Annotated in this window: 20 protein-coding genes and 1 rRNA gene; 6 read left to right on the forward strand and 15 right to left on the reverse strand. The window is 53.7% G+C overall.

All coding sequences use genetic code 11. The features are described 5' to 3' along the window. A 16S ribosomal RNA gene (locus M3223_RS17560) occupies nucleotides 1–127 on the reverse strand; the annotation flags it as partial. A gap of 459 nt (nucleotides 128–586) precedes the next feature. Here M3223_RS17560 and M3223_RS17565 point away from each other — a divergent pair. The 3 genes from M3223_RS17565 to M3223_RS17575 all read left to right on the forward strand — a co-directional run bounded on the left by M3223_RS17565 (nucleotide 587) and on the right by M3223_RS17575 (nucleotide 3,591). Then, a complete protein-coding gene (locus M3223_RS17565) occupies nucleotides 587–1,867 on the forward strand; it encodes an MFS transporter (RefSeq protein ID WP_251563938.1) in 1,281 nt (426 codons plus the stop codon). A 60-nt stretch (nucleotides 1,868–1,927) separates the two neighbouring features. After that, the gene (locus tag M3223_RS17570; RefSeq protein WP_251563940.1) at nucleotides 1,928–2,488 is read left to right on the forward strand and encodes an ArsR/SmtB family transcription factor; all 561 of its coding nucleotides are present in this window, start codon (nucleotides 1,928–1,930) and stop codon (nucleotides 2,486–2,488) included. 92 nt (nucleotides 2,489–2,580) lie between these two features. Beyond that, a complete protein-coding gene (locus M3223_RS17575) occupies nucleotides 2,581–3,591 on the forward strand; it encodes a methyltransferase domain-containing protein (RefSeq protein ID WP_251563943.1) in 1,011 nt (336 codons plus the stop codon). 110 nt (nucleotides 3,592–3,701) lie between these two features. Here M3223_RS17575 and M3223_RS17580 read toward each other — a convergent pair whose 3' ends face one another. Next, nucleotides 3,702–4,808: a hypothetical protein gene (locus M3223_RS17580; RefSeq protein ID WP_251563945.1), complete on the reverse strand. Its 1,107-nt coding sequence runs from the start codon at nucleotides 4,806–4,808 to the stop codon at nucleotides 3,702–3,704. Nucleotides 4,809–5,164: 356 nt separating this feature from the next. On the opposite strand from M3223_RS17580, the gene M3223_RS17585 reads away from it, so the two are divergent. Beyond that, the gene (locus M3223_RS17585; RefSeq protein ID WP_251563947.1) at nucleotides 5,165–5,530 is read left to right on the forward strand and encodes a winged helix-turn-helix transcriptional regulator; all 366 of its coding nucleotides are present in this window, start codon (nucleotides 5,165–5,167) and stop codon (nucleotides 5,528–5,530) included. Between the two features lie 66 nt (nucleotides 5,531–5,596). Here M3223_RS17585 and M3223_RS17590 read toward each other — a convergent pair whose 3' ends face one another. From M3223_RS17590 to M3223_RS17605, 4 genes are read right to left on the reverse strand one after another with little or no spacing between them, the layout of a single operon-like run. Further along, the gene (locus M3223_RS17590; RefSeq protein ID WP_251564185.1) at nucleotides 5,597–6,151 is read right to left on the reverse strand and encodes an SLOG family protein; all 555 of its coding nucleotides are present in this window, start codon (nucleotides 6,149–6,151) and stop codon (nucleotides 5,597–5,599) included. 22 nt (nucleotides 6,152–6,173) lie between these two features. Beyond that, nucleotides 6,174–7,493, reverse strand: a complete 1,320-nt coding sequence (gene rmuC / locus M3223_RS17595; RefSeq protein WP_251563949.1) for a DNA recombination protein RmuC — start codon at nucleotides 7,491–7,493, stop codon at nucleotides 6,174–6,176. Nucleotides 7,494–7,550: 57 nt separating this feature from the next. Beyond that, nucleotides 7,551–8,663 (reverse strand): N-acetylmuramoyl-L-alanine amidase, encoded by a 1,113-nt coding sequence (locus M3223_RS17600; protein ID WP_251563950.1) that lies wholly within the window; start codon nucleotides 8,661–8,663, stop codon nucleotides 7,551–7,553. Between the two features lie 15 nt (nucleotides 8,664–8,678). Continuing rightward, entirely contained in the window at nucleotides 8,679–8,969 is a 291-nt protein-coding gene (locus M3223_RS17605; RefSeq protein ID WP_251563952.1) for a HesB/YadR/YfhF family protein, read from the reverse strand. Between the two features lie 287 nt (nucleotides 8,970–9,256). Between M3223_RS17605 and M3223_RS17610 the strand changes: the two genes are divergently transcribed. Together M3223_RS17610 and M3223_RS17615 are read left to right on the forward strand one after the other, a co-directional pair. Beyond that, a complete protein-coding gene (locus tag M3223_RS17610; protein ID WP_251563955.1) occupies nucleotides 9,257–9,829 on the forward strand; it encodes a sigma-70 family RNA polymerase sigma factor in 573 nt (190 codons plus the stop codon). Beyond that, complete coding sequence (locus M3223_RS17615; RefSeq protein WP_251563957.1) at nucleotides 9,813–11,135, forward strand: DUF4179 domain-containing protein; 1,323 nt, start codon at nucleotides 9,813–9,815, stop codon at nucleotides 11,133–11,135. Before M3223_RS17610 ends, M3223_RS17615 begins: the two co-directional genes overlap by 17 nt. Before the next feature lie 92 nt (nucleotides 11,136–11,227). Here the strand turns inward: M3223_RS17615 and M3223_RS17620 are convergent, their stop codons facing one another. The 9 genes from M3223_RS17620 to M3223_RS17660 form a co-directional block, all read right to left on the reverse strand. Next, a complete protein-coding gene (locus M3223_RS17620; RefSeq protein WP_251563959.1) occupies nucleotides 11,228–12,097 on the reverse strand; it encodes an aminoglycoside 6-adenylyltransferase in 870 nt (289 codons plus the stop codon). Nucleotides 12,098–12,132: 35 nt separating this feature from the next. Next, the gene (locus M3223_RS17625; RefSeq protein ID WP_251563961.1) at nucleotides 12,133–12,705 is read right to left on the reverse strand and encodes a hypothetical protein; all 573 of its coding nucleotides are present in this window, start codon (nucleotides 12,703–12,705) and stop codon (nucleotides 12,133–12,135) included. Nucleotides 12,706–12,820: 115 nt separating this feature from the next. After that, nucleotides 12,821–13,642, reverse strand: coding sequence for an inositol monophosphatase family protein (locus M3223_RS17630; protein WP_251563963.1), 822 nt, complete (start codon nucleotides 13,640–13,642; stop codon nucleotides 12,821–12,823). Nucleotides 13,643–13,696: 54 nt separating this feature from the next. Further along, nucleotides 13,697–14,860, reverse strand: coding sequence for a serine hydrolase domain-containing protein (locus M3223_RS17635; RefSeq protein WP_251563965.1), 1,164 nt, complete (start codon nucleotides 14,858–14,860; stop codon nucleotides 13,697–13,699). A gap of 124 nt (nucleotides 14,861–14,984) precedes the next feature. After that, nucleotides 14,985–16,868 (reverse strand): bifunctional diguanylate cyclase/phosphohydrolase, encoded by a 1,884-nt coding sequence (locus M3223_RS17640; RefSeq protein WP_251563967.1) that lies wholly within the window; start codon nucleotides 16,866–16,868, stop codon nucleotides 14,985–14,987. A 198-nt stretch (nucleotides 16,869–17,066) separates the two neighbouring features. Beyond that, nucleotides 17,067–17,660, reverse strand: coding sequence for a DUF5317 domain-containing protein (locus tag M3223_RS17645; protein ID WP_251563969.1), 594 nt, complete (start codon nucleotides 17,658–17,660; stop codon nucleotides 17,067–17,069). A 344-nt stretch (nucleotides 17,661–18,004) separates the two neighbouring features. Continuing rightward, complete coding sequence (locus tag M3223_RS17650) at nucleotides 18,005–19,279, reverse strand: MGDG synthase family glycosyltransferase (RefSeq protein WP_251563971.1); 1,275 nt, start codon at nucleotides 19,277–19,279, stop codon at nucleotides 18,005–18,007. Nucleotides 19,280–19,502: 223 nt separating this feature from the next. Next, nucleotides 19,503–19,967, reverse strand: coding sequence for an acyl-CoA thioesterase (locus M3223_RS17655; protein WP_251563973.1), 465 nt, complete (start codon nucleotides 19,965–19,967; stop codon nucleotides 19,503–19,505). Between the two features lie 336 nt (nucleotides 19,968–20,303). Further along, nucleotides 20,304–21,125: an aminoglycoside N(3)-acetyltransferase gene (locus tag M3223_RS17660; protein ID WP_251563975.1), complete on the reverse strand. Its 822-nt coding sequence runs from the start codon at nucleotides 21,123–21,125 to the stop codon at nucleotides 20,304–20,306. Between the last annotated feature and the right edge of the window lie 59 nt (nucleotides 21,126–21,184).

Here is a 21,184-nt window from a genome sequence, read left to right on the forward strand (position 1 = left end):
CAGGTTGCCTACGTGTTACTCACCCGTCCGCCGCTAACTTCACCCCGAAGGGATCCGTCCGCTCGACTTGCATGTATTAGGCACGCCGCCAGCGTTCGTCCTGAGCCAGGATCAAACTCTCCATAAAAGAAGTTTTCGCATCCGAAGGATTAGAAAAGCTTCAAGGTGTTTGACTTGCTCATTTATAACGTTGACTTGCTTCACTCGTTGTTCAGTTTTCAAAGAACAAATTCGCTTTAACGCTTACCGGACAGCTTGTCCGTTTCTCGCGTCCCAACCGCGTATCTCTCGGCCGGAATTAGAATATACCATACCCTTTTAGAGTTGTGCAACCCTTTTTCTAAAAAAAATGATTTATTTTTAGAAAAGCCCTAGCCTATATATCTTCAAATCCTATTTCTTCATTATAAGCAGAAAATCAGCAGTCCGTTCAAGAACTCAAACCAGCGTTTGTTCAACCGTACTATGGACGAGCACTTCAAAAAAAGGCTTGCATTCAACTTTAACTAACGTTAAATTTATTTTAACGTTAGTTAAAGTTGAATGTTTTCATATAACCCGATCATTGAACGGAGGCCCCATCCCTATGAGCATTCCCGCAGCACAAGCTCAGACCACTCCCCCCTCTTCATCCCCTATGAGCGCCTTAAAACTTCAAAAGCCTTTTCTGATTTGGATGGTTTCCAAAATGGTGTCGCGCTTTGGCGATTCCGTTGATTCCGTCGCTTATAGCTGGATGGTGTACCAGCTTACCGGCTCCAAACTGCTGATGGGAAGTCTTTTTGCCGTAAACTTTGTGCCAGGGATTTTGCTCAGCCTGTTTGCAGGCGTCCTTGTTGACCGTCTCCCGAAAAAACCGCTACTTATAGTAAGCTACACCATGCGAGGCATTGTCGTCGCATTAACCGCTTTTTTATTTGCAAAAGGATGGCTTCAGCCCTGGCATCTCTTTCTATTTACGCTGCTGAACTCCACATTTGAGTGTTTTTCTATACCTGCCGAAACTTCCCTCGTCCCTCGCCTGCTTCCCAAACCGCTTCTGCTCAGCGGAAATTCCCTAAACGCATCCGCTTCCAGAATCTCTGAACTTGCTGGTCTTGCCTTGACCGGCCCGCTTATTGCATGGCTCGGAATTTCCGGCGTAATCTGGGTTGATTCAGGTACTTTTCTGCTCTCTGCCCTTATTCTTCTGTTTGTACGGATTCCTGCCATGGAGGTGGAGCAGGAAGGTAACTCCGCAGCAAAAACCAAGCCGCAATTTTGGCAGGAGTTCAAACAAGGTTTGCTGTTTGTCCGGTCTCACCGGCTAATCGTCTATACTTTGCTCACGGGAGCAGTGCTGAACGTAGGCCTCACGCCAAGCAACGTCATGCAGCCGGTATATGTAAAAGAAATTCTTCATTCCGGACCGGCAGCGCAAAGCGTGCTCGGAATATCGCTTATCATTGGCATGATCCTCAGCGGGCTCGGATTGAGCTCTTGGGGCCATAAATTTCGCAAAAGCTCGCTTATCGTATTCGGTTGTGTGCTGCTTGCCACAGGGCAGGCCAGCTTATTTATTCCTTCCCTGGCCTCTTGGCAGCCGTTTGTGATAGCTGGATGCGGCGCTTTTGCCAGCGGATTCGCCATTCCTTTTATTAATACGCCTTTGACTACGTACATGATGGAGGCTGCTCCGCAAGCGATGCTCGGCCGGGTGAGCTCCGTATCAACTATGGCCAGCTATTCGTTCATTCCGCTTGGTTCCCTTGGCGTCGGTGTGGCCGGCAGCATCGTATCCGTCGAATGGCTCTTTTTGGCTGCAGGAGTCATCATGGCGGTTCCGGCTTTCTTCCTTTTGACGCGTAAGGAATTCATGAAAATATAGTATACTGAGTGACAAACATACTTCTCCAAGAGACAGGAGCGAGCCGCTATCGAAAAGAAGATGCTCAAGACGATTGAGGAAATTCGGATCTTCTCCGACCCGTACCGCATGAAAATTATGAATCAATACTACAAAGCTTCGCAGCCCGCTACGATTAAAGAAATCGCCGACCAGCTTGGAGAAGTTCCCGCGAAAGTTTATTATCATGCGCGCAAGCTGGAGAGCATCGGGCTTTTAGAGGTCGCGGAGACCAAGATCATCAATGGCATTACGGCCAGATATTATAAAGCTTTTGAGGGCACGGTTGAGATAAATCGCGAGGTTGTAGACGATTCCATTAAACAGGTTTTTGCTTCCGAAGCCCAAAAATTAGTCGCCCGGATGTTTGATGAGAGTAAACAAAAGTACCTGAACAGCCAAGTCTCCGATTCAACACGGCTCGGTAATGTAACCAACAGCAATCTTTTTTTGACGCCGGATAAGGTGGAGGAACTGAACGAGTATTTAACCCGGTTCATTAACGAGCACAGCAAAAAAACAGCAGCGGACCAGCTGCCGTACAGCCTCTTCTATTCTTTATCAAACGACGCCGCCGAATCCTCCGCGAAGCCGGGCGAATAACAGCCGTCAATCTGCCGTTGGACAATCGCATAAACGGGCTCCGTGCAGCGGGAATAAACTGTATGAACCCGATTTGCGAAGGATGAGATAATGTGAGGATAAATTTGGGCTGCGAGGCTGCTAAAAACTCCGGCCGCAAGGGCCTCGACAAACTGCCGATGCCGGGCGTCAATCTTGTGCATGATTTTGAAATTCCGCTGCCGTATAGCGATAATTCCGTAGATTTTGTCATGATCTCCAACTGCCTGCAATATGCATCCGATCTGGAACGGTTGGTTCAAGAGCTGTACCGCGTCTGCCGGCACGGCGCCATTATAAACATTACGGCGCCCTATGCCCATGCTTCCGCGCATTTGGCCAACCCCTATTTTCGGCAGCAGCTGAGCGAGCACACCCCGCGATATTGGACTCCCCACCCGGTTTGTTACGTCGATCCGGATGAATACCGTTTTGCCGCAGAAAAAAACTGGTCGCTCTCGCCGTACACGGCTAACCTTGCCGGTGCATCAAACGTTGGCGAGGAAAAGAACCGGATGCCTCATCACCCGACTCCTCCCGGTTTGGCAGCGAATTCGGATGCCGCCGTACCGGACCTTCGTTTGATCCGGCTGGAATTTTTCTATTTCCCTCAATACGAAGGATTGTATGAACCGAATGAGCTGTCGCTGCTGCGGCAAAGCCAGATGAACATTGCCCATCATTTTATGATGCATCTAATCGTCATTAAACACCGTATATCCGAGGATGAGATGCAATGGCTGGCAGCCCAGCCAATGGAAGAGCCCGCCTACGTGGCCGACTTGCGCTTCCCTGTTTTTAATAACGGCGACGAGCCGTTTCTATATCCCGGACCGACAGGACTGCTGCTTGACGATAATGCGGGAAAAACGAAGCCGCCAGCCGCCTCGGCCGCCAGCCCGGCGACACCAGAAGACATTTGGCCCGAGACAGAGGAAGAGAGCTCCGTGAATCGTTCAAACAGAAAGAAAAGATCAGCCTCCGCCCCCAGTAAAACACGTTCAAAAGCAGTTGGCGCCAAAACGACAAAACAAGGCACGGGGACAAAACGCTCCAAGCCGGCTAAACGCCAAGGCCGCTCTTAAGCTTAGAATGTAAAGCTTGAACTCTCCTGCCTGGGGGCCGCTCTCCTGAAAAGTCACCAACGAGCCCGCGACGAATCATTCGGAGAAGCATGCTAATGGCCCCGACCGAGTCAGGGCCCTATAGCTATTTTCAGCATGGGTCGAAACGAAGACTGCCTTGAAGCGGGTGTCTGCAGCCGAACCGAATGCGGGCAAACGAGCCAGTAGCCCTGCGGGACAATTGAATAGCTGACTCCCGGTTCTAACAGCGCGCCTGCCTCCAACTCAAACCTAGCGTAACTGCCCGTTGTGCTGCCAGTGACGTATACAGCGGTGAGAAGGCTGCCCCCATCCATACTCCGCAGCTTCAGTCTGCGCCCCGCCAACAGCTCCGCTGCCGGATCTCGGGAGAACCGAGCCTCCAGCTGGCCTGAGCCGGACATGCGAATGGAGCGAAGGGACAATGTCTGCGGCTCTGCGCCAACAATGGAATCCTGACCGATTCTGGCCCAATCGGCGTACACCGTATACCGCTGCCCAGAAGTAAAAGCATACCCTTCCGGCAAGCGGAAACGAGGCGCCTGCCTGTCTCCGATCAGTTGAGTGCCCGAAACATAAGCTGCTTCTAGCGGCTGGCCTTTGTCCGGCACGATAAACAAAGTTAATCCTTCAAGCGGAGGGACGATTTGATAGTAGCGGCCATCGCGCACATTGTCCTGACTCAGCTCAATCGCATCGCCGGATACAGTGCCCACGCCTGTAACTCTGGCATAATCTGCGACGCCATCCCTTACAGAACTGAACAGCTCCACCGTATCAAACGCTGTCTGTACCGCCTGCCGAAAATAAATCCGGTCAACTCCCGCCCGAAAGCCAAGCCTATCTCCTCCCCGAAAGGAACAGGAATAGCGGCTGCCAGGCTTCTGAAGCGTAGTAGGAAGAATATAACTGGCTCTGGAACCGATTTTCAGCGATGGACTGCCGGTAACCATTAACCCGCCGCTAAATTTAAAATAACTTCCCGCCGCCTCCGGCTCCAGCTCATCTGCCGCAAGCGGCTTGCTGAACACAACCTGAACCGATACCGGGCTGAGCGCTTCAGCATGGACAAGCTCCTTTGGCACATATTTGATGGGAAGCTTTGAGGGCAGCTTCAGGAATGCTTTTGCGCCACTCGCCGGATTGCTGCTTTTTTGATCATGTTCCTGCTTGCCGGTGTCACTCTCGTTATGACTCATTAACCGCAAACGCCTGCCGAAAAAACCCGCCGCTTCCTGCTCCGGACGACGCTCCAAACTAATTCGATAATGCCAGCCGGCATAAGGCGGACAGCCGGGGTCCAAAAAATCAAGCACTGTACAGCACCTTCATCTCTGCTGGAAATAGTCGCTAGCCTAGCTTATGCGGAATGCTTATACGAAGTGAGCCGCTCATTCCTGCCGTCAATGTGTTTCCGGCGATGAAAACGTTAACGTTTAACAGCGGGGCTCGCGGCGCATGATGCAGTCTCCTAATCCCTGTTCAATGCCGCTCTTGGATGCTATGATGGAACTGAAATTTTCTAGTGCCTATGGATTGATTGGAGGCGAGAATGATGGAATCCAAAAAATATAATATTCCAGTTGAAGCTACGCTGGAGGTTATCGGAGGCAAATGGAAAACGGTCCTTTTATGTCACTTGACCAAGGGCCGGAAGCGCAGCTGTGATTTTTTGCAGCTCATGCCAAATATAACGCAGAAAATGCTCACGCAGCAGCTTCGCGAGCTGGAGCGCGACGGAATCGTGAGACGGATAATTTACAATCAAATGCCGCCTAAGGTGGAGTATGAGCTGACGGAGTATGGCTGGAGCCTCGACAGCATTCTGACCGCGCTTTGCAAGTGGGGCGATCAGCATTTGAGCCGCCTGTACGGCGATAAATTCGAAGTGCTGGATGAGAATGTACTGACCAAGCAATAACGCGATGAACAAAAGGCCGGAGACTCTTAGCGCTAGCGCAGGAGCTCTCCGGCCTTTCTTTTGTACCTATTCCGCCATCCTTGCATCATCCGCAATGCTCTGAATGCTTTCCGCCGTAATCGTCAGCAGCTGGTAATCGTCGCCGTCCTGCTGGCGGCGCAGCGCGCGCTCCTTGAAGTAACGCGGGCTTCCCTCGCCCATCTCCTCATCGTAAAACAGCAGCATCGCATCGCTTTTGCGGACGAGCAGGCTGTCCCGGGCAGTCAGCTGCCAGACGCCCTCATAGGGCTGCTTGCTCACACTGGCATGATGGTCCACACGTCGCAGCAGCTCCTCGTAATAAAGCTTGCGGTCATCCTTCCATTTCTCATCCACATTGGCGTAGGCGGTCATAATTGACACCTTGAGCTGCGGATAGTCCCGCTTCAGCTCCAGCGCCGCCTCCACCGCCCACAGATCAAAACCGATTCCGCCCGGCGACAGCAGCCATTCCAGGCCTTCGTCCAGCAGCGGTACAAGCCGGCTCGTCACCGCCGCTTTAATGAACGGAATCGCTTCATGCTTTTGTGAAAAAATATTCAGCTCATGCGCCCGGTATCCCGTCGCGAGCAAATTTACAATACCGGCCATGCCGCCGCTCCCTTCAATCCCCGGACGCTTCCAGAAGCAAATCCGGCGCTTCGCCAGCAGGCAGCTCCTGCACGTTGCGGAGCTTGCGCTCGATGGCGCGGGAGCGAACGGAAGCCGCATCGATGGAGTTGCTGGCCTCCTGAAGCTTTTTCTGCGTTTTGTCCAGCAGATCGCCGAACTTGCCAAACTCCGTTTTCACTGCGCCAAGCACCTGCCAAACCTCACTCGATCTTTGCTGGATCGCCAGCGTTTGAAAGCCCATCTGCAAGCTGTTCAGCAGAGCTGTCAGCGTTGTCGGACCGGCAATAACGATCCTGTATTCGCGCTGAACATGCTCCCATAACCCTGGACGGCGCAGCACCTCCGCAAACAATCCCTCCACCGGCAGAAACATAATGCCAAAGTCGGTCGTGTTGGGCGGATCGATGTACTTGCTTTGGATGCTCTTGGCCTCCTGCTTAATTCGGGCATCGAGCAGCCTGGAGCATTCCGCCGCTGCGACGTTATCGTCTGCGTCAAGCGCATCCAGAAGCCGCTGGTAGTCCTCAATCGGAAACTTCGAATCGATAGGCAGATACAGCCACTGCTTGGGGCTATGCTTGTCCGGGATGCGCACCGCGAACTCCACCCGTTCGCTGCTGCCGCGCCGCGTGGCGGCGTTGCGCTCGTACTGCTCCACCGTCAATGTCTGCTCCAGCAAATTGCCGAGCTGAATTTCGCCGAGTGTGCCGCGCGTTTTGACGTTTGTCAGCACCTTGCGCAGATCGCCGACGCCGCTGGCCAGATTTTTCATCTCGCCAAGCCCCTGATGCACAAGCTCCAGCCGGTCGCTCACCAGCTTGAACGATTCGCCAAGACGCTGCTCCAGCGTCGCATGCAGCTTTTCGTCTACAGTCGCTCTCATCTGCTCCAGCTTACGGCTGTTGTCCTCCTGGAGCTGGCGAAGCTTCTCCTCAACGGTACCGCGCATCAGCTCCAGCTTGCCTTCGTTCACACGAGTCAGCTCGCCAAGCCGCTCGGAAAAATGGTCCAGTAAATGTTTCTGCTGCTGCGCCATGTCGTTCATGTTGCCCATGAGCATCCGGTTTGTTGCGTTAAGCGCCGCCGCAAGCTCCTCCCGGCTCTGCCGGGCCGAAGCGCTCGATTCCTGACGAGACTGAGCGGCATGCTCCGCGCTGTCTCTGCGCAGCTCATCCCGCAGACGGTCAAGCTCTGACCGAAGCTCGCGCGCGATTGCCTCATGCGAGCCTCGGCCGCTCCCGCTCCTTTTCAGAAACAGCGCCGCAATTGCGGCCAGGATGACAAGCTGTAACCCAAGTACGGCATAGATCATGACCTGCATCCTTCTTTCCTAAATTCATCGCTGTATCGGCGCGGCTCTGTGGTCAAATCAGCTTGATTTGCGCCCAAAATAATTTTGCAGCCCGTCGGCAATCGCCTTGGCAGCTGAACGCTGATAAGCGGAGGCGCGAACCTCCAGCTCGTCCTTCTCGTTGCTCAGGAAGCCGAGCTCAACCAGCACTGCCGGGAGAGAATTCTCCCTTAACACGTGATAATCGCCAAAGGCAATTCCGTTGCTGCGCAGGCTTAGCCCCCGCAGCTCCGACTCAATTTCCTGGGCGAGCGGAGCGTCCTTGCTTTTGGAATAATAAAACACGAGCGACCCGCTTGCCTTGTTCGGCGCAGAATTGTAATGCACGCTGACAAAAGCATCCGCCGAGCCCGCCAGTCTGACACGATCGGACAACGCCGGTTTCTCGTCATCCTTGTCTCTGGTCAGCACCACTTTGGCCCCCCTGCCGCGCAGCTCTTCGGCCAACAGCTTCGAGGTGCTAAGCGTCAAATCTTTCTCTTCCGTATCATGCGCCTTGCCGATCATGCCGGGGTCGCTGCCCCCATGCCCTGGATCGATGGCAATCAGGCGCCCCTGCAGGCTCCCGCGCGAGGATCGGGCGGAAGGGCCGGAACCGCCTCCGCTACTGACGGAAACTTCCCCGCCTATGTATTTGCTGCTCATCCAACCGGTCTGTCCGCCTTCCGTCGTGACGCGGCTCCAATCCCCTTTTTTCTGGGAGCGTTTGACCCGATCGCCCGTAGTGACGCTGCCAATAACGGAGTAGCTAACGCCGGGACCGCTGCGCAATCTCACGCCGCTCCCGCTCACCTCGTTCCATGTATCCGTTGTCGAGGACTTTACGTCGGTATTGACGGTTTTGCCGCCGGAAGCAGCAGACGCAGCAACAAGAAAATGAGCGGCTGCCCAGCCTTTAAGGCCGCCGCCGCTGATTTTGGCCCAGCCGTACTTTTCCTCCGATACCTGAACCGCCGTCCCTTGGCTCAAATATCCCTTAATGGCGGATTCGCCGTCCGCATCTGCGCGAACCGGGAGAGACTTGGTTCCAACCTTGTAGCTTCCTCCTGCCGCAACGGCCTCCTGGCCCGTATGCCAAATTGGAAGCATCAGCAGCGCTGCCAACAGCAGCAGCAATAGTTTTCGAAACATTTCTTCCTCCTTCGCCTAACCGCGAACTTGAAGCACCGCTTCCTGCTCTGAGGCATCATAAATTAGATGAAGCTCCTTGCCGTCCAAATACCACAGCTGGTCTTCCTCCATAAAAAAAACAAGTCCCTCGGCCGTTTCCCGCAAACCGGGAGAACGCGATTCATCCTTCATAATGCCGAGCGACAAGCCGGGCTGCACGCTGCCGCAGCCTCCAAGTCTCACAAACACACGCAGTTGGTCTCCATCATTCAATCCAAGCTCTCGCTTATACCAACGAGCCGCCTCCGGCTCTACGACCAGCTTCATTGCGCATGCCCCTTCCTGTCCTTCGCGGGAACTTCCCGCACTCTCTCTAGTATTACTAGTATTTGCTAGATTCGAAGATAGTATAACAAAGGGGAGGGAAGGGGGCCAGCAAGAAAAGGTTACAATGAGTAAACTCTCATCGGAATAAAAGAAATGTTAACTAAGAGATCACATAGACAGAATCATTTGGAAGCATTGGAAAAATAAATTCGAAATGGAAAACCCTTTGGATCTTTAACGGGTCTAATAGATGCCGGGAGATCAGCAAGTTGAAGGAGCTTGAACAAATGAATTCTGCGGACAAAAAGATACTGGCCGTCAAAGCTGCCAAGGGCGATGAAGCAGCTTTTCTTGCCTTAATGGATGTAGAGCGGCAGCGCATGGGCAGAATTGCAGCCGCATGCCTGCATAACGAGGCCGACGTACTGGAGGCCATTCAAGAAACGGTATGCCGGGCTTGGCTGAAGCGGCGCGGCTTACGCCAGCCGGAGTTCATGGGCACTTGGCTTGTGCGCATTCTGCTTCGCGTCTGCGCAGATGAGCTGGCCCGGCGAAAAGAGCTGCCGGTAAGCGAACAGCCGGAGCAGCAGCAACGAGCCGGCTTAAGCGCGAACGACGAGACGGAGCTTGCCGCGGCGCGGCTGGATATGGACGCGCTTATCGGCTCGCTCGATCCCCCCTACCGGGACGTCATTCAGCTGAAGTACAAAAAAGACATGACGCTTGCGGACATTGCCAAAACCCTTGCCAAACCGCCCGGCACGATTAAAACATGGCTGCACAAAGCGCTGGGGCAACTGCGGACGCAGCTTGGAGCCCAAAGTCCGGAAAAGGAGAGCCAGCATGGAAAACGAAGCTAAATCAGTCACGCAGGAACCCGGCGACGAACAGCTCAAGGAAGCGATCCGCTCCGGCCTGGAGCGAGGCAAACAGCAAGCCGCCCCTCGCCGCCGGAGGCGGCTCAGCATTGGCATCGCTGCTGCGCTCATCGGTCTGATGGCGCTAACGGCGGGAGCAGCCAAAGTTTCCCCCGCATTCGCCGAGGCTCTTCAGCGAATTCCGAGTTTTGGCGCTTTTCTGAAGCTGATTGGCGAAAATCCCGCTCTGCTCAGCTCTATCGATCGGGATTTGCTGCAGCCTGTCGGCCAGACGATAGAAAAGGACGGCAAGCGATTAACGGTCGAGGCGCTGATTGCGGACGACCGGCGTCTCGTTATTTTTTACAGCACAAGTATGACTCAGGGCTATGACAGCGGCCTACGCTTTGATCTGCTGGACGAGAACGGTACACCACTAAACGGAATCGTGATGACCAACCACGCCTCTATAGGCAAAACGTATCTAGAACCGCGCGGTAACGAGGATTATATCGATCTGCTGCTAGAACAGGGAGCACAGCTGCCCGCTAACGTTCGCCTTCGCGCAAAGCATCATGGGACGGTTATGAACTTTGATCTGACGATTGACCATAGCCGCTTCGCAGGCATGACCCGCAATTATGAGATTAACCAGACGATTGAGATTGAAGGACAGAAGCTGACCGTTGTTCGCGCCCGCCAAACCCCGCTGCAGATGGAACTGATTGTCCGCAAGGACAAGAGCAATACAAAGCAAATCAAAGGATTGATTAATTTACGGCTGCAGGACGAAACCGGTCGAGATTGGCGAAGTGCGATTGGCCTCACCGGTGATGAAATGAGCCTGTTTTTCCAGAACGGATATTTTCAAACGCCTAAACAGCTTACGCTGCTTGCGGACGGGTTCTTCATGTTCGATAAAGGGCAGAAGGTCGTGCTGGACCTGGACCAGGGAGTCGTACTCGAAGCGCCGGATGAGAGATTATTGCTGGATAGCATTGACCCTTTTTACAAAAGAGAAGGGAGCGGCAGTGCCAATCTCGCCGTAAGCCTCACCAATCTGGATGAGGTGGAGCAACTCTGGGCGGCGTACAACATTTTCTCAAACGAGTTTACGGATGCGGCGGGCAACACTCATTCCTTTGCGGTTGCGGACGGGGATATAGCCAGTTATACCTCAAATGACAACAGCAGAAAAATGTACTACTCACTTGAACGCAAAAAATACCCTCAGCCGCTCACCTTTACGGTTGAGGATTATCCGGGGTACGCCCTGATGCCAATCGAGATTGAGCTCATTCCCAACTAACCTTCTGCGGCTGGTTGCCGCATTACGCCAAAAAGCCGACTTAAACGTCGGCTTTTTTCTGTTCAATCCGGTAGCTTCTCGCCAAAGCTGCTTCAGAACGATGTCGCATCCCCAGGAAGCTCCATCACTTTGCGCAAATACTCCGTCATCCGCTCATCCTCTTCCAGCGGGTAACGGCAGCCAAGATGCTGCGCGACCTCCCGCCCGGTTTCTTGAAACAGCTCCATTGCTGCAAACAATGACTTCCAAACGTCAGGATAAGAACCGCTCGGATACGTCAGCATCAGCTTGTTCCATGCCTCCGGCGTTATGTACCGCTCCAAATATTTGCGGTTTTTGCCAACGCTCAGCGCAAAATCCGTTTCGAAGCCTACCTTCCATTCCAGCATCTGCAGCAGCATTGGACGCAAAATATCGTTGATGTGATCCATTGCAAATAGAATCTCTCTTCTCCATAGACCTTTTGCCGCATAGCTGGACACCATCCAAAATTCATTGCGGCAATCATAAAAATACGCTTCGGACGGCCGCTTAACGCGATAATCTTCGTCACTCGGGGCTGCAAGATCCGGGAACAGCCCGTCTTTGTCGAGCAGCACCTCTATCAGCTTGTCCTCAACGGCATAGGCTGCGGCTTCCTGCACCGGAATAAGCGTAAGATCGAGCTTGTTGCCGTCTTCGAATAAAATCAAATAGGAGAAGCGTTCTCCGAGCTCAGCGGGAAACAAGCTCATCGCCTCCGGCAGCTGCAGGTGAAGCCTTGGGCCAAAACGGTCGATCCAGCCGGACTCAGCTTGAAACGATGCCAAATCCGTAACCAGATAACTGATGTCGTAGTCCTGAAACAGATCGCGCGGCACATTGGGATTCGTTCTGGATCCCTCCAGTGTCGCCGCCCTTATGCGCTCATCGCTGCGCGCCGTTTCCAAAAACAAAGCCATCATCTGTTGCTCGCTTCTCATTGGCTAGCTGCCTCCATCCAAATGATTTCACTCCGTTACAGGAAGTCAAAATAAGCGGTCGCTTGCCGAAAAAGCGCCTCCTCATCAGGCTCTTCCGGAGTCCGCATCAGCGGACAATAAACCGCGCCGCGAACGGCTTCGTCAGCGGATGCTTGTTCCCCTTCCGTCCATTCGGCCATGCAGCCGGAATCAAGCTTTTTTTCCAGCTCCAGCAGCGCCGATACAACCAGATGGCTGCGCGCTTCACCCCAGCGGCTCCGGCATTTCATCGCCGAGCTCCACGCCTGCTCCACCGTCATCCGGCGCAGCGGAAGCATTGGGCCTGCAAAACGCACCAGATCAAAGGGCTCATTGCCCGCCGACACCAGCTCCTCGCTCCAGCCGCTGCAGGCGCCGCAGCTCAACTGCAGCACCGCGAACCGGCAGCGCCCGCCTGCAGCCGAGCCATGATAGCGATCCAGCACATACAGCTGCATGCCGGTTATCGGGAATTCCGTCTTTACCGCCGGTTCGAGCGGGTCGGGACGCGGGACGCAGACGGGAGAAGGTTTGCCCTGCTTTGTATCCGCTGCTGCCGCAGGGGGTTCCAAGCGATCGCGAAGCTTCATAAGTTGTCTCAGCCTCCAAAGTTGCTTTTAGAGACAACAATAGACAATAACCGGTCAATTTAGGGTAAAGAAATGAGCCGGAATCGTAAAAATTTCATAAACAAAACGAGGGCTGTCACTGCGGCTCCGCCTGTATGCCCTGCTCTACGAGGGACACCAGCTCCCCCAAATAGTCGGGATGTGCCGCAATCAAATAAGGCTCCGGATTCATTTCGACAAAAGGTTCGCCGGCAAAGTCCGTTACTAAAGCGCCAGCCTCCCGGGCAAGCAGTAAGCCAGCATACAGGTCGTCGCCCTCCGAGTTGTACAATACCATCGCATCCAAGTCGCCGCGGGCCAGCATGCACCATTGTATCGCCGGGGCCCATAAGCGCAGCACGCGCTTAAAGCTGCTTTCCAGCCGATGCTTCAGGGCGAGCGCGCGCGGATCTTTGCCAACGGCATGCCCTTGAATCCAGCCGATGGTCATTTTAGGCAAGCTGGCGCTGCGCCGAATGGAGATCGGCTCCCCGTTGCAGGTAGCGCCCTTGCCTTTTTCAGCTACGTAGAGCAGTTCCAAATGCGAATCGCAGATGACGCCGAGCACGGCCTCCTCCCGGTACAATAACGTTATGGATACGCCGTATACCGGTAGGCCGATTGCATAATTATTCGTCCCGTCCAGCGGATCGACAAGCCACAGCCAGTCTCCTTGTACGCCCCGCCAGCCTGTTTCTTCACTGCGGATAGCATGCTCCGGAAAAGCGGCGGAAATATGGCTTAAAATGATTTCCTCAGCCAGCGTGTCCGCTATCGTGACAAGGTCGCCGTCTTCGCCTTTTTCCGTAATCTGTTTATCCTTCGTAAAATAATCCCGGGCCAGCGCCCCCGCTTCCTTAGCCGCAGTTACGGCAACTTCCCTCGCAATCTGCAGCACGGATTCTATAACGGCATCCATTCCCCTTCATCCTCCCCTATACTCAATGAAGAGCAACTGCTCCAACACTCGCCCCTACGATTTCCGCTTCAAAAAGATATCCGCCATCGCCGCAGCCAGCTCCGTCTCAGCCGCTGTAAACACGTGACCGAGTTTCGCATCGTCCAAACCGTTCATCGCATAAACAACACCCATTCCCGTATCCGGCTCCACAAACATCCCGCTGCGCAAGCCGTAAGCATGGCCGGCATGGCCGATCATAAGCCGCCCCTCAAAAAGATCCTTGGTGCGCTGAAGCATCAGGCCGCCTTCCCGGTAAAATCCCTCCTGCGTCTCCCGCTTCCAGTGCTGGCTCATCATATCCTTGACCGTTCGCGCCTGCAGCAGGCGCACTCCGTTCCGTTCACCATAACCGGCCAGCAGCTCCAGCCAGCGAGACAAATCCGCTATCGTCGTCCGCAGGCCGCCGTATGGCTCGAACAGCGAGCCATTTACGCCGGGAACATATCCTCCCAGTTCCGACGATGGTTCACTCGCTCCCCGTGATTCGTCCAAAGCCGCTGTAAATGCTCCCGAGTCTTTATCCCGATCATACAAAACGGCAAACCGGCTGGAATCGATATCTTCCGGATTAAAGCTGGAGTCGCTCATACCGAGCGGCTGGAACAAATATTTGCGGCAATAGCGGTCAAACCGTTCTCCGCTTAACCTCTCCACTATGGTTGCCAATAGAATCCCTGCAAGATTGGAAAATGCATACCCAGCAGAGTCGCCGGGAGGCTTGTCTCCCCATAGGCCAGGAGAATGCCAGCCTCCTCCGGGGAGAAGCAGCTCCGACAGCGGAAGCAGCGGCTCCTTGCGGGATGCGGCGGCAAACGCAGCGTAATGATCCCGCAAACCGCTCGTATGAGTCAACAAATGACGAAGACGGACAGGCTGATCGGGATGCGGCGGATGGCGAAACGGCAGGCCAATCAGCTTTGCCGAATCGTCGTCCAGACTGCAGCGGCCGCTTTCGACGAGCTGCATGATAGCGGCTGCCGTTATTGAAACCGACACGGAGCCCATACGAAAAACCGTTTTATCTGTAACCGGCAGACCTTGCTCCCGGTTTGCCAAACCTAAGTTTCCTTTCCACACTACGCGCCCGCGAATCAGAAACGCGCAGGCCAATCCTACTATATGCCGATGCTCCACAACTTCCTTCAGCTTCAGCAGAACCTTATCCGGCTTGCTCATGCTCATCCTTCTTTCTTTGGCCGGGATTTTCTTGCCGTCATTATTTTATCATAGGGCTGTCCGCTTCGAATCCTTAACCGGATCAAAAAGGCCGCACGCGGCGGCCTCTTGTAAAGGAGCTATGTTAAATTCTCTCGTTCGGTTCCTGCTGCTTCTGCTGCTGCTCGAACGCTTGAAGCGCCTCTTCCGGGATATCCCCCTGTTCGATCCGTTGTTCTATATAGCGAATAAACGGAGCGACCAGCTCGGGGTCAAACTGGGTTCCCGTGCAGCGGCGCATCTCATCCAGCGCCTCGGTGAACGACTTGGTCCGCTGATACGGCCGCTCGGTCGTCATCGCATCGAAGGAATCGATAATACATAGAATACGGGCCAGCTTGGGAATCTCGGGTCCTTTGAGATTATGAGGGTAACCTCCGCCATCGTAACGCTCATGATGCAGCTCGACAAGCGGCACAAGATCGTTGTATTTGCCCGTAGCAAGCAAAAATTCTTTGCCGAACGTCACATGCCGCTTGATCAGCTCCCACTCATCCTGGCTCAGCTTCGTCCGCTTTGTCAGCACCTCGCGCGGAACCTCCAGCTTGCCGATATCGTGGATGAGCGCCCCAAGAATGAGCGTCCTCCGCTCCTCCTCAGCCAAGCCAAGCACCTGCGACATATCTACCGCGTAAGAATACACCCGCTTGGAATGTTTAAACGTATATACATCCTTGGACAAAAACACTTTGATTTGCTGCTCCAGCTCGTTGATCTCATGCTCGAACAGCTGCGGGATAAACGTCTGCTCGCCGTACACCGTAACGACATTTTTGCCTTTGGATTTCGATATGTACATCGCACGGTCGGAAAATCCGACGAGCTGGGATTTTTCATACGTATCGGCATTCATCTCCATGACGCCGGCCGAGAACGAAATACAGCCATGCGGCAGCACGTCGACGCCTTCAAACGGAGAGTTGTTCACTCTTTTGCGGAGCTGATGGATAAACAGTCTCGCTTTATTTTTGTCCAGCTCAGGCATGATGACTGCAAATTCCTCACCGCCGTAGCGGGCGCAGATATAGCCGTGAGGCTCGCATTCTTCCTTTAAAATAGAGCCTACGAAGCCTAGCAGCTTATCGCCTTGAGGGTGACCGTATAAGTCGTTATATTTTTTGAAATCGTCCAGATCCAGCATAGCAAACGAAAACGCTTTGCCCTCTTCCCGGTACAGCTGAATATATTCATCCAACTTCTCTTCCAGATAGCTATGGTTAAACAATCCGGTTCGTTGGTCCTTGTTAGCTTTGTCGTTGATTTCGTGGTACATGAGAAACAGCTGTTTGAACACATGGGAAAGCAGAACGGCAATAATAAGGAAGAGGAAGACTCCAAACATATTCGTTTTTAAAATTAAGATGAGCAGCACGATGGAAAACAGCAGAATACCCAAATAAGCAAAAATCGATTCCCGGACAAAATGGGCCAATACCGGAATTAACTGATTGCGGTACAGCAAAAAGAAATAGCTGGCTAAAAGCAGCACGTTGACAAAAAAATAAGTGGCCAGAGCTCCGACATAAGCGTACAGCTCTACTACCTTGAAGTCCCCTAACGTTCCCCCCATTGCTTCGAATACCCAATAAGCCCCAATAATCATGGCTGAATAGGTCACAAAATTATAATAATGCTTCCACCAGGCGACATGCCTGCGGTTGAAGGCTATAATAACGGCGCTTACGAGCAGTACCATTAGGGAAAACTTTGGGCCGTATATAAATAACGCCGCGAGAAAAATGGTGCTGTCCATCGACTGATGATTGCCCTCAGGCGGAAGCTTGAACATAAAATATTCCAGCACGATGGCCCCTGCAACCAGGGCATAAAACATGACCCAGCCGGAATTGGGCAAATGAAATCCGGTGTCCCAAAAAAAGGACAGGAACAACAAGGTGCCTAAAAGACAAATCACTACTACGAGTAGTTCTTGAGGCTTAAGTCTATAACCTTGTCTCTGACTGCCCATGTCGTAACTCCCCCGTTAAAATATAAAAAAGGAATCAGAAGAAATACTCTTCCGACTCCTGATCTAAGAGATACTAGCCTACTCGGTATCCAGAAGTTAAAGCGACTGCTACGGAAGCAAGAATGGCAAGGTTGAAAAGAATAACTTTAACATTAACCTTTTTCATCTGCTGCTCACCTCCCTTCGCATGGAATAAGACTATAGCGCATTTTCAGGAAGAGAATTGGAGTTCGGTTTGGATTTCTTGCCGAGTAATTGAAGGATAAAAAGAAAGACTCCAACGTTGATTACAACATCTCCGATGCTGATAGCCTGGCTTCTTGGATACGGCGGCCCGAGCGGGATAATATCTCCCAGAAAAGACAGGCGGGTGGACTCGTCCATTAAAAAGTGCTTCGTCACCGCGTCGCCGCTCATAAGCATATCGATATAAATAGGATCAAGCACAGCCTGAGCCGCTTCCAAAGAGACCGGCATGCGCCCGCCGTTAGCCAGCATAACGACAAAATTCAACAAAACGCCGGCAAAAATGATGCCGAGTCCCTTTTGATGCCGGTTAAGCCATAATAACGACAGCCCTGTTACGTAAATGACGATATAAATATATCCATTAAACTGTGCAAAAAAGGAGAACTTGTCCTGCAGAAGATACAAGCCGAACTGGCCTAACAGCAACAGCGGAAAGACCCAGCCAAACCGAATGTTGATCTGCGAAAGCGCCAGCAAACCATTCTTCCAGCCGGCCCGGATAAATCCTACGATAAGCCCTAGCAGGATTCCATCATATACCATGCTTCGGCTCCTTCTCGACGGAAATATCATTATTCCAGTAAGAATCTACAATTACCAACATTTGTACAGGGCAATTATAAAATGAGCATAGGAACCTAGTCAATATGATCTAAGTAGCATATCCTACTTCATTTTGCGTCTAGGACATATTGACTTGAAGCTATACTTGTCTTTGTTTATAAAGAATCGCTCTTTACTTCTGATACATAAGACCTATAGTTCTGATAAATTAAATTCACAAGCGCCAAAGTTCGACATCCAATATTTCTAATAAAAGTAAAGAAAGCGTTTCACAAGTTAACCTTTAACCTAACAAAAAAAGCCGATCGCAACGGATCGGCTTGTTAGCATGGCCATGCATTTACTGCTTCAGGCTGCGGCCCGCGCAGCGCAGCGCCGCTTACTGCAGCGGCGGCTGCAGCGCTCACCTCGTCGGCTGCGGATATAATCGCACTTGCCGCCTGCGCGGCTGCCGCGCCGCCCGTATGCAGCTCCAGAATCGCCTGCAGCGCGCGCCTGGCGCCCTCAACGGGTTTATGCCGGGAGGCGTTGCGGCGAAGCCTCTCGCGCAGCGAAGGATGGGCCAGCACCTGCCGCAGACGTTCCTGCAGCTCACTGCGGCTGCCTGCTTGCAGAGCGGCTCCCAGGCCCGCCAAATACGCCGAGTTTTCCTGCTCCTGGCCCGGAATGGGCTTGAATAGAATCATGGGCAGCTCCTGAGCCAGCGCTTCGGAAACGGTTAGCCCGCCCGGCTTCGTCACCATCACATCCGCCACGGCCATCAGCTCATGCACATAAGGCACAAAACCGGTGAGCAGCACCCGGTGTCCGCCCTGCAGTTCTCCCAAGCGGCTCTCCAGCTGGCGGCGCAGCCGGTCGTTGCGGCCGCAGACGATAATGAACTGGGCTCGCGGCAGCATCGAGGACTCCTCCAGCAAACGCATCACGCTCCGCCCAATGAGCCCGTCGCCGCCGCCCATAACCAGGATGGACGGAAGAGAGGCGTCCAGTCCGTATTTGAGGCATAACGCCTTGCGGTTATGCGACTGTCCAAAATGAGGACGAATTGGAATCCCGCTGGCCACAATCTGGCCGGGATTAACGCCCTGGGCAATCAACGCTTCGCGGATCGGCTCCGCGCCGACGATATACCGGTCCGTGCCGGGATGAATCCAGTAGCTGTGCCGCGCATAATCCGTCAGCACGGTTACCGCCGGAACGTCGGTCAGTCCGTTCAGCTTCAGGTGAGACATCGCGGCGGCGGCAGCCGGAAACGTGCTCACGACAACGGTCGGACGCATCTCTTCCAGCAATTCCAGCATGCGCTCGATGCGGAACGTCCTCAGCTGCTTGAACAGCGAGGAGAGACGGTTCTCTTCCTTCGTCGCCCGGTACAGATAGCCGTATACCGAGGGCAATCCTTTGATTCCCTGCATGTAAAAGAATCTGCCGACCGCGTGAAGCTTGGGATGCGTCCATTTCATATAATCCACAACCTGCACCTCGGCGTCCGGGGCTGCCCCAACGGCAGCTTCCGCAATCGCGCGCGCCGCCTGATTATGGCCATCCCCCAGCGTTCCGGTCAGGACAAGGATTCGTTGCTGGCTGCTCGCATACACGTAAGCTTCCTCCTCTGGCTTCAGCATCCCGCCTCTTGCCGGTTGTTCCCGGCAGGCTGACTGACAAGCTGCTCGTTACGATATACATACGGGGCAAGCAAGCAAAATAGTCTGCCCGCGTTCTCCGTTCATATAACCTTTATTCCCTGAGAAACAGCTTACTTCACCGAGCCCCGCGCGCATACCGACCACAGCCTATTCCTCAGCCTGGACTTTAGGCTGGCTATTCCTCCAACCCGGGGCCTTCAAACTTGCGGAGCGCTTCGCGCGCCGTCTCCGGAAGCGGAGCCGAACGGCCGCTTTCCTTATCAATCAGCACGATTGCTCCGCGTCCCGCCGCCTTCAACTCCCCCTCTACAGTCAAGGCGTAGTGGATGTCGATGGAGGAGCGGCCGATCCGGGCCGATTTGACGTGGAGCTGAAGCCGGTCCTTTAAATAAATTTGCGCCAGATACTGGCACTCCAAATCCGCTACGACGGACACCATCCTGCTGCCGAATAAATCATCGCTAAGTTCCAAATTCTCGAAGTACTCGATCCTTCCCTGCTCGAAGTACATAAAATAGCTCACATTATTTACATGCCCCAGCATATCCGTCTCGCAATATCGGATTCGCAGCGGAATCGAAAACTTAAAACTGTCCAGCCAGGCCTGGCGGTCCGGCCCCATAAACGCACCTTTGCTCATGTTGGAATCTCCTTTATACTCGGGCCTCGGGCTCGTTTCCGATATGTAACCAGTCATCAAGCAGGATAGCATGACTACCCATTCAGCACAACCGCCCTATACATAACCGTTCCCTCCCCGGATGAAGCAAATACAGCCTGCGGCAGCTATTCCGTTACCCTGTGAGCCGCTGGGGCAGAGATACATGGCAACAGCAAAGCCAGCGAAAATAGCCGGGGCAATAGAGGCCCCAGGGGGCTCTCTCATCGCCTCGGCTTCCGCCAAGCCATGCTCCCTTTCATCGAGGAGCGCTGCGCCGTCAGACGGCCAATTGCGCTCCTCTAAGCTGCGCAGCCTTCAGCCTTGCGGACTTTCCTCTTTTCGTTCAGCCATCCGCTGCACGGCGAAATCGATCAATGCCCGCTGCGGCAGCAGCCGGGCCTGACAGTCGCCGATTAATCCGAGACGGACTAGAGGATGAGAGTTCTCAAATGCTTCACCGATCTCGATAAAATCACTGTCGTCGTAGGCGAGGTCCTCGAACTCAACCCATCGCGCAGTACCGTCAACAAGCATCGGAGAGCCTTGCCGGACAGCTTTTTTGCCGGGCCAGGATGACCGCTCCTCCGCCAAATGCAGCGAGGTGTTTCGGTCATGGTTCACGCCGAGCAGCAGAACGTAGCCGTCATGCTCATAAATGCGGGCCAGCGGCGACCGCTCGCCAAGCCCGTGGTCCAAAGAGTGATCGCCAATAACCGCTTCCGCGAGCGGGCCGCGGGCGGCAAAGCTCACCTGCGGATGATTGCTGCGCATTGCCCCCTCCTGACGAAAAAAACAGTTGGCAATTGCCCCCATCATGCGCGTTTCCGTCAAATCCGGCCGGAACGGCGTCATTTCGGCGCGGATAATCGGCCACCACGCTTCAGGCACCGGCGGCCTGCTCCAATAGGACGGCTCCGACAGGTCCGCTGTATGCGTCGGCATGACAAGCGTTCCTTCCGGACCGATCGCTTCCTCCAGCGCCTCTACAACCGCCTGGCTTTTTCCGGGAATCCAGCGGTTGAACGATTTCAGCGAAGCATGCACAAGCAGCGTCATTCCTCGCTTCACGCCGAGTTTTGTCAAACCTTCTACGATATCGGAACGCGTCAACGGACGCTCGTGTTCATACATGTTCATCGTAATCTCTCCCTTGAACGAAGCTTAATCGCATCTCAAGTTCAAGCATAGCAGAACAG

Origin of the sequence: Paenibacillus pasadenensis (genome assembly GCF_023715725.1) — a bacterium.
In the GTDB taxonomy this organism is placed as follows: Bacteria; Bacillota; Bacilli; order Paenibacillales; family Paenibacillaceae; genus Paenibacillus_O; species Paenibacillus_O pasadenensis_A.

Coding starts and splice junctions, on each gene's coding strand:
- M3223_RS17565 (WP_251563938.1), top strand. CDS start 587: ATGAGCATTCCCGCAGCACAAGCTCAGACCACTCCCCCCTCTTCATCC.
- M3223_RS17570 (WP_251563940.1), top strand. CDS start 1,928: ATGCTCAAGACGATTGAGGAAATTCGGATCTTCTCCGACCCGTACCGC.
- M3223_RS17640 (WP_251563967.1), bottom strand. CDS start 16,868: ATGGGCAGTCAGAGACAAGGTTATAGACTTAAGCCTCAAGAACTACTC.
- M3223_RS17645 (WP_251563969.1), bottom strand. CDS start 17,660: ATGGTATATGATGGAATCCTGCTAGGGCTTATCGTAGGATTTATCCGG.
- M3223_RS17610 (WP_251563955.1), top strand. CDS start 9,257: ATGAATTCTGCGGACAAAAAGATACTGGCCGTCAAAGCTGCCAAGGGC.
- M3223_RS17615 (WP_251563957.1), top strand. CDS start 9,813: ATGGAAAACGAAGCTAAATCAGTCACGCAGGAACCCGGCGACGAACAG.
- M3223_RS17630 (WP_251563963.1), bottom strand. CDS start 13,642: ATGGATGCCGTTATAGAATCCGTGCTGCAGATTGCGAGGGAAGTTGCC.
- M3223_RS17600 (WP_251563950.1), bottom strand. CDS start 8,663: ATGTTTCGAAAACTATTGCTGCTGCTGTTGGCAGCGCTGCTGATGCTT.
- M3223_RS17655 (WP_251563973.1), bottom strand. CDS start 19,967: ATGAGCAAAGGTGCGTTTATGGGGCCGGACCGCCAGGCCTGGCTGGAC.
- M3223_RS17625 (WP_251563961.1), bottom strand. CDS start 12,705: ATGAAGCTTCGCGATCGCTTGGAACCCCCTGCGGCAGCAGCGGATACA.
- rmuC (WP_251563949.1), bottom strand. CDS start 7,493: ATGATCTATGCCGTACTTGGGTTACAGCTTGTCATCCTGGCCGCAATT.
- M3223_RS17660 (WP_251563975.1), bottom strand. CDS start 21,125: ATGAACATGTATGAACACGAGCGTCCGTTGACGCGTTCCGATATCGTA.
- M3223_RS17580 (WP_251563945.1), bottom strand. CDS start 4,808: ATGAGTCATAACGAGAGTGACACCGGCAAGCAGGAACATGATCAAAAA.
- M3223_RS17635 (WP_251563965.1), bottom strand. CDS start 14,860: ATGAGCAAGCCGGATAAGGTTCTGCTGAAGCTGAAGGAAGTTGTGGAG.
- M3223_RS17620 (WP_251563959.1), bottom strand. CDS start 12,097: ATGAGAAGCGAGCAACAGATGATGGCTTTGTTTTTGGAAACGGCGCGC.
- M3223_RS17605 (WP_251563952.1), bottom strand. CDS start 8,969: ATGAAGCTGGTCGTAGAGCCGGAGGCGGCTCGTTGGTATAAGCGAGAG.
- M3223_RS17585 (WP_251563947.1), top strand. CDS start 5,165: ATGGAATCCAAAAAATATAATATTCCAGTTGAAGCTACGCTGGAGGTT.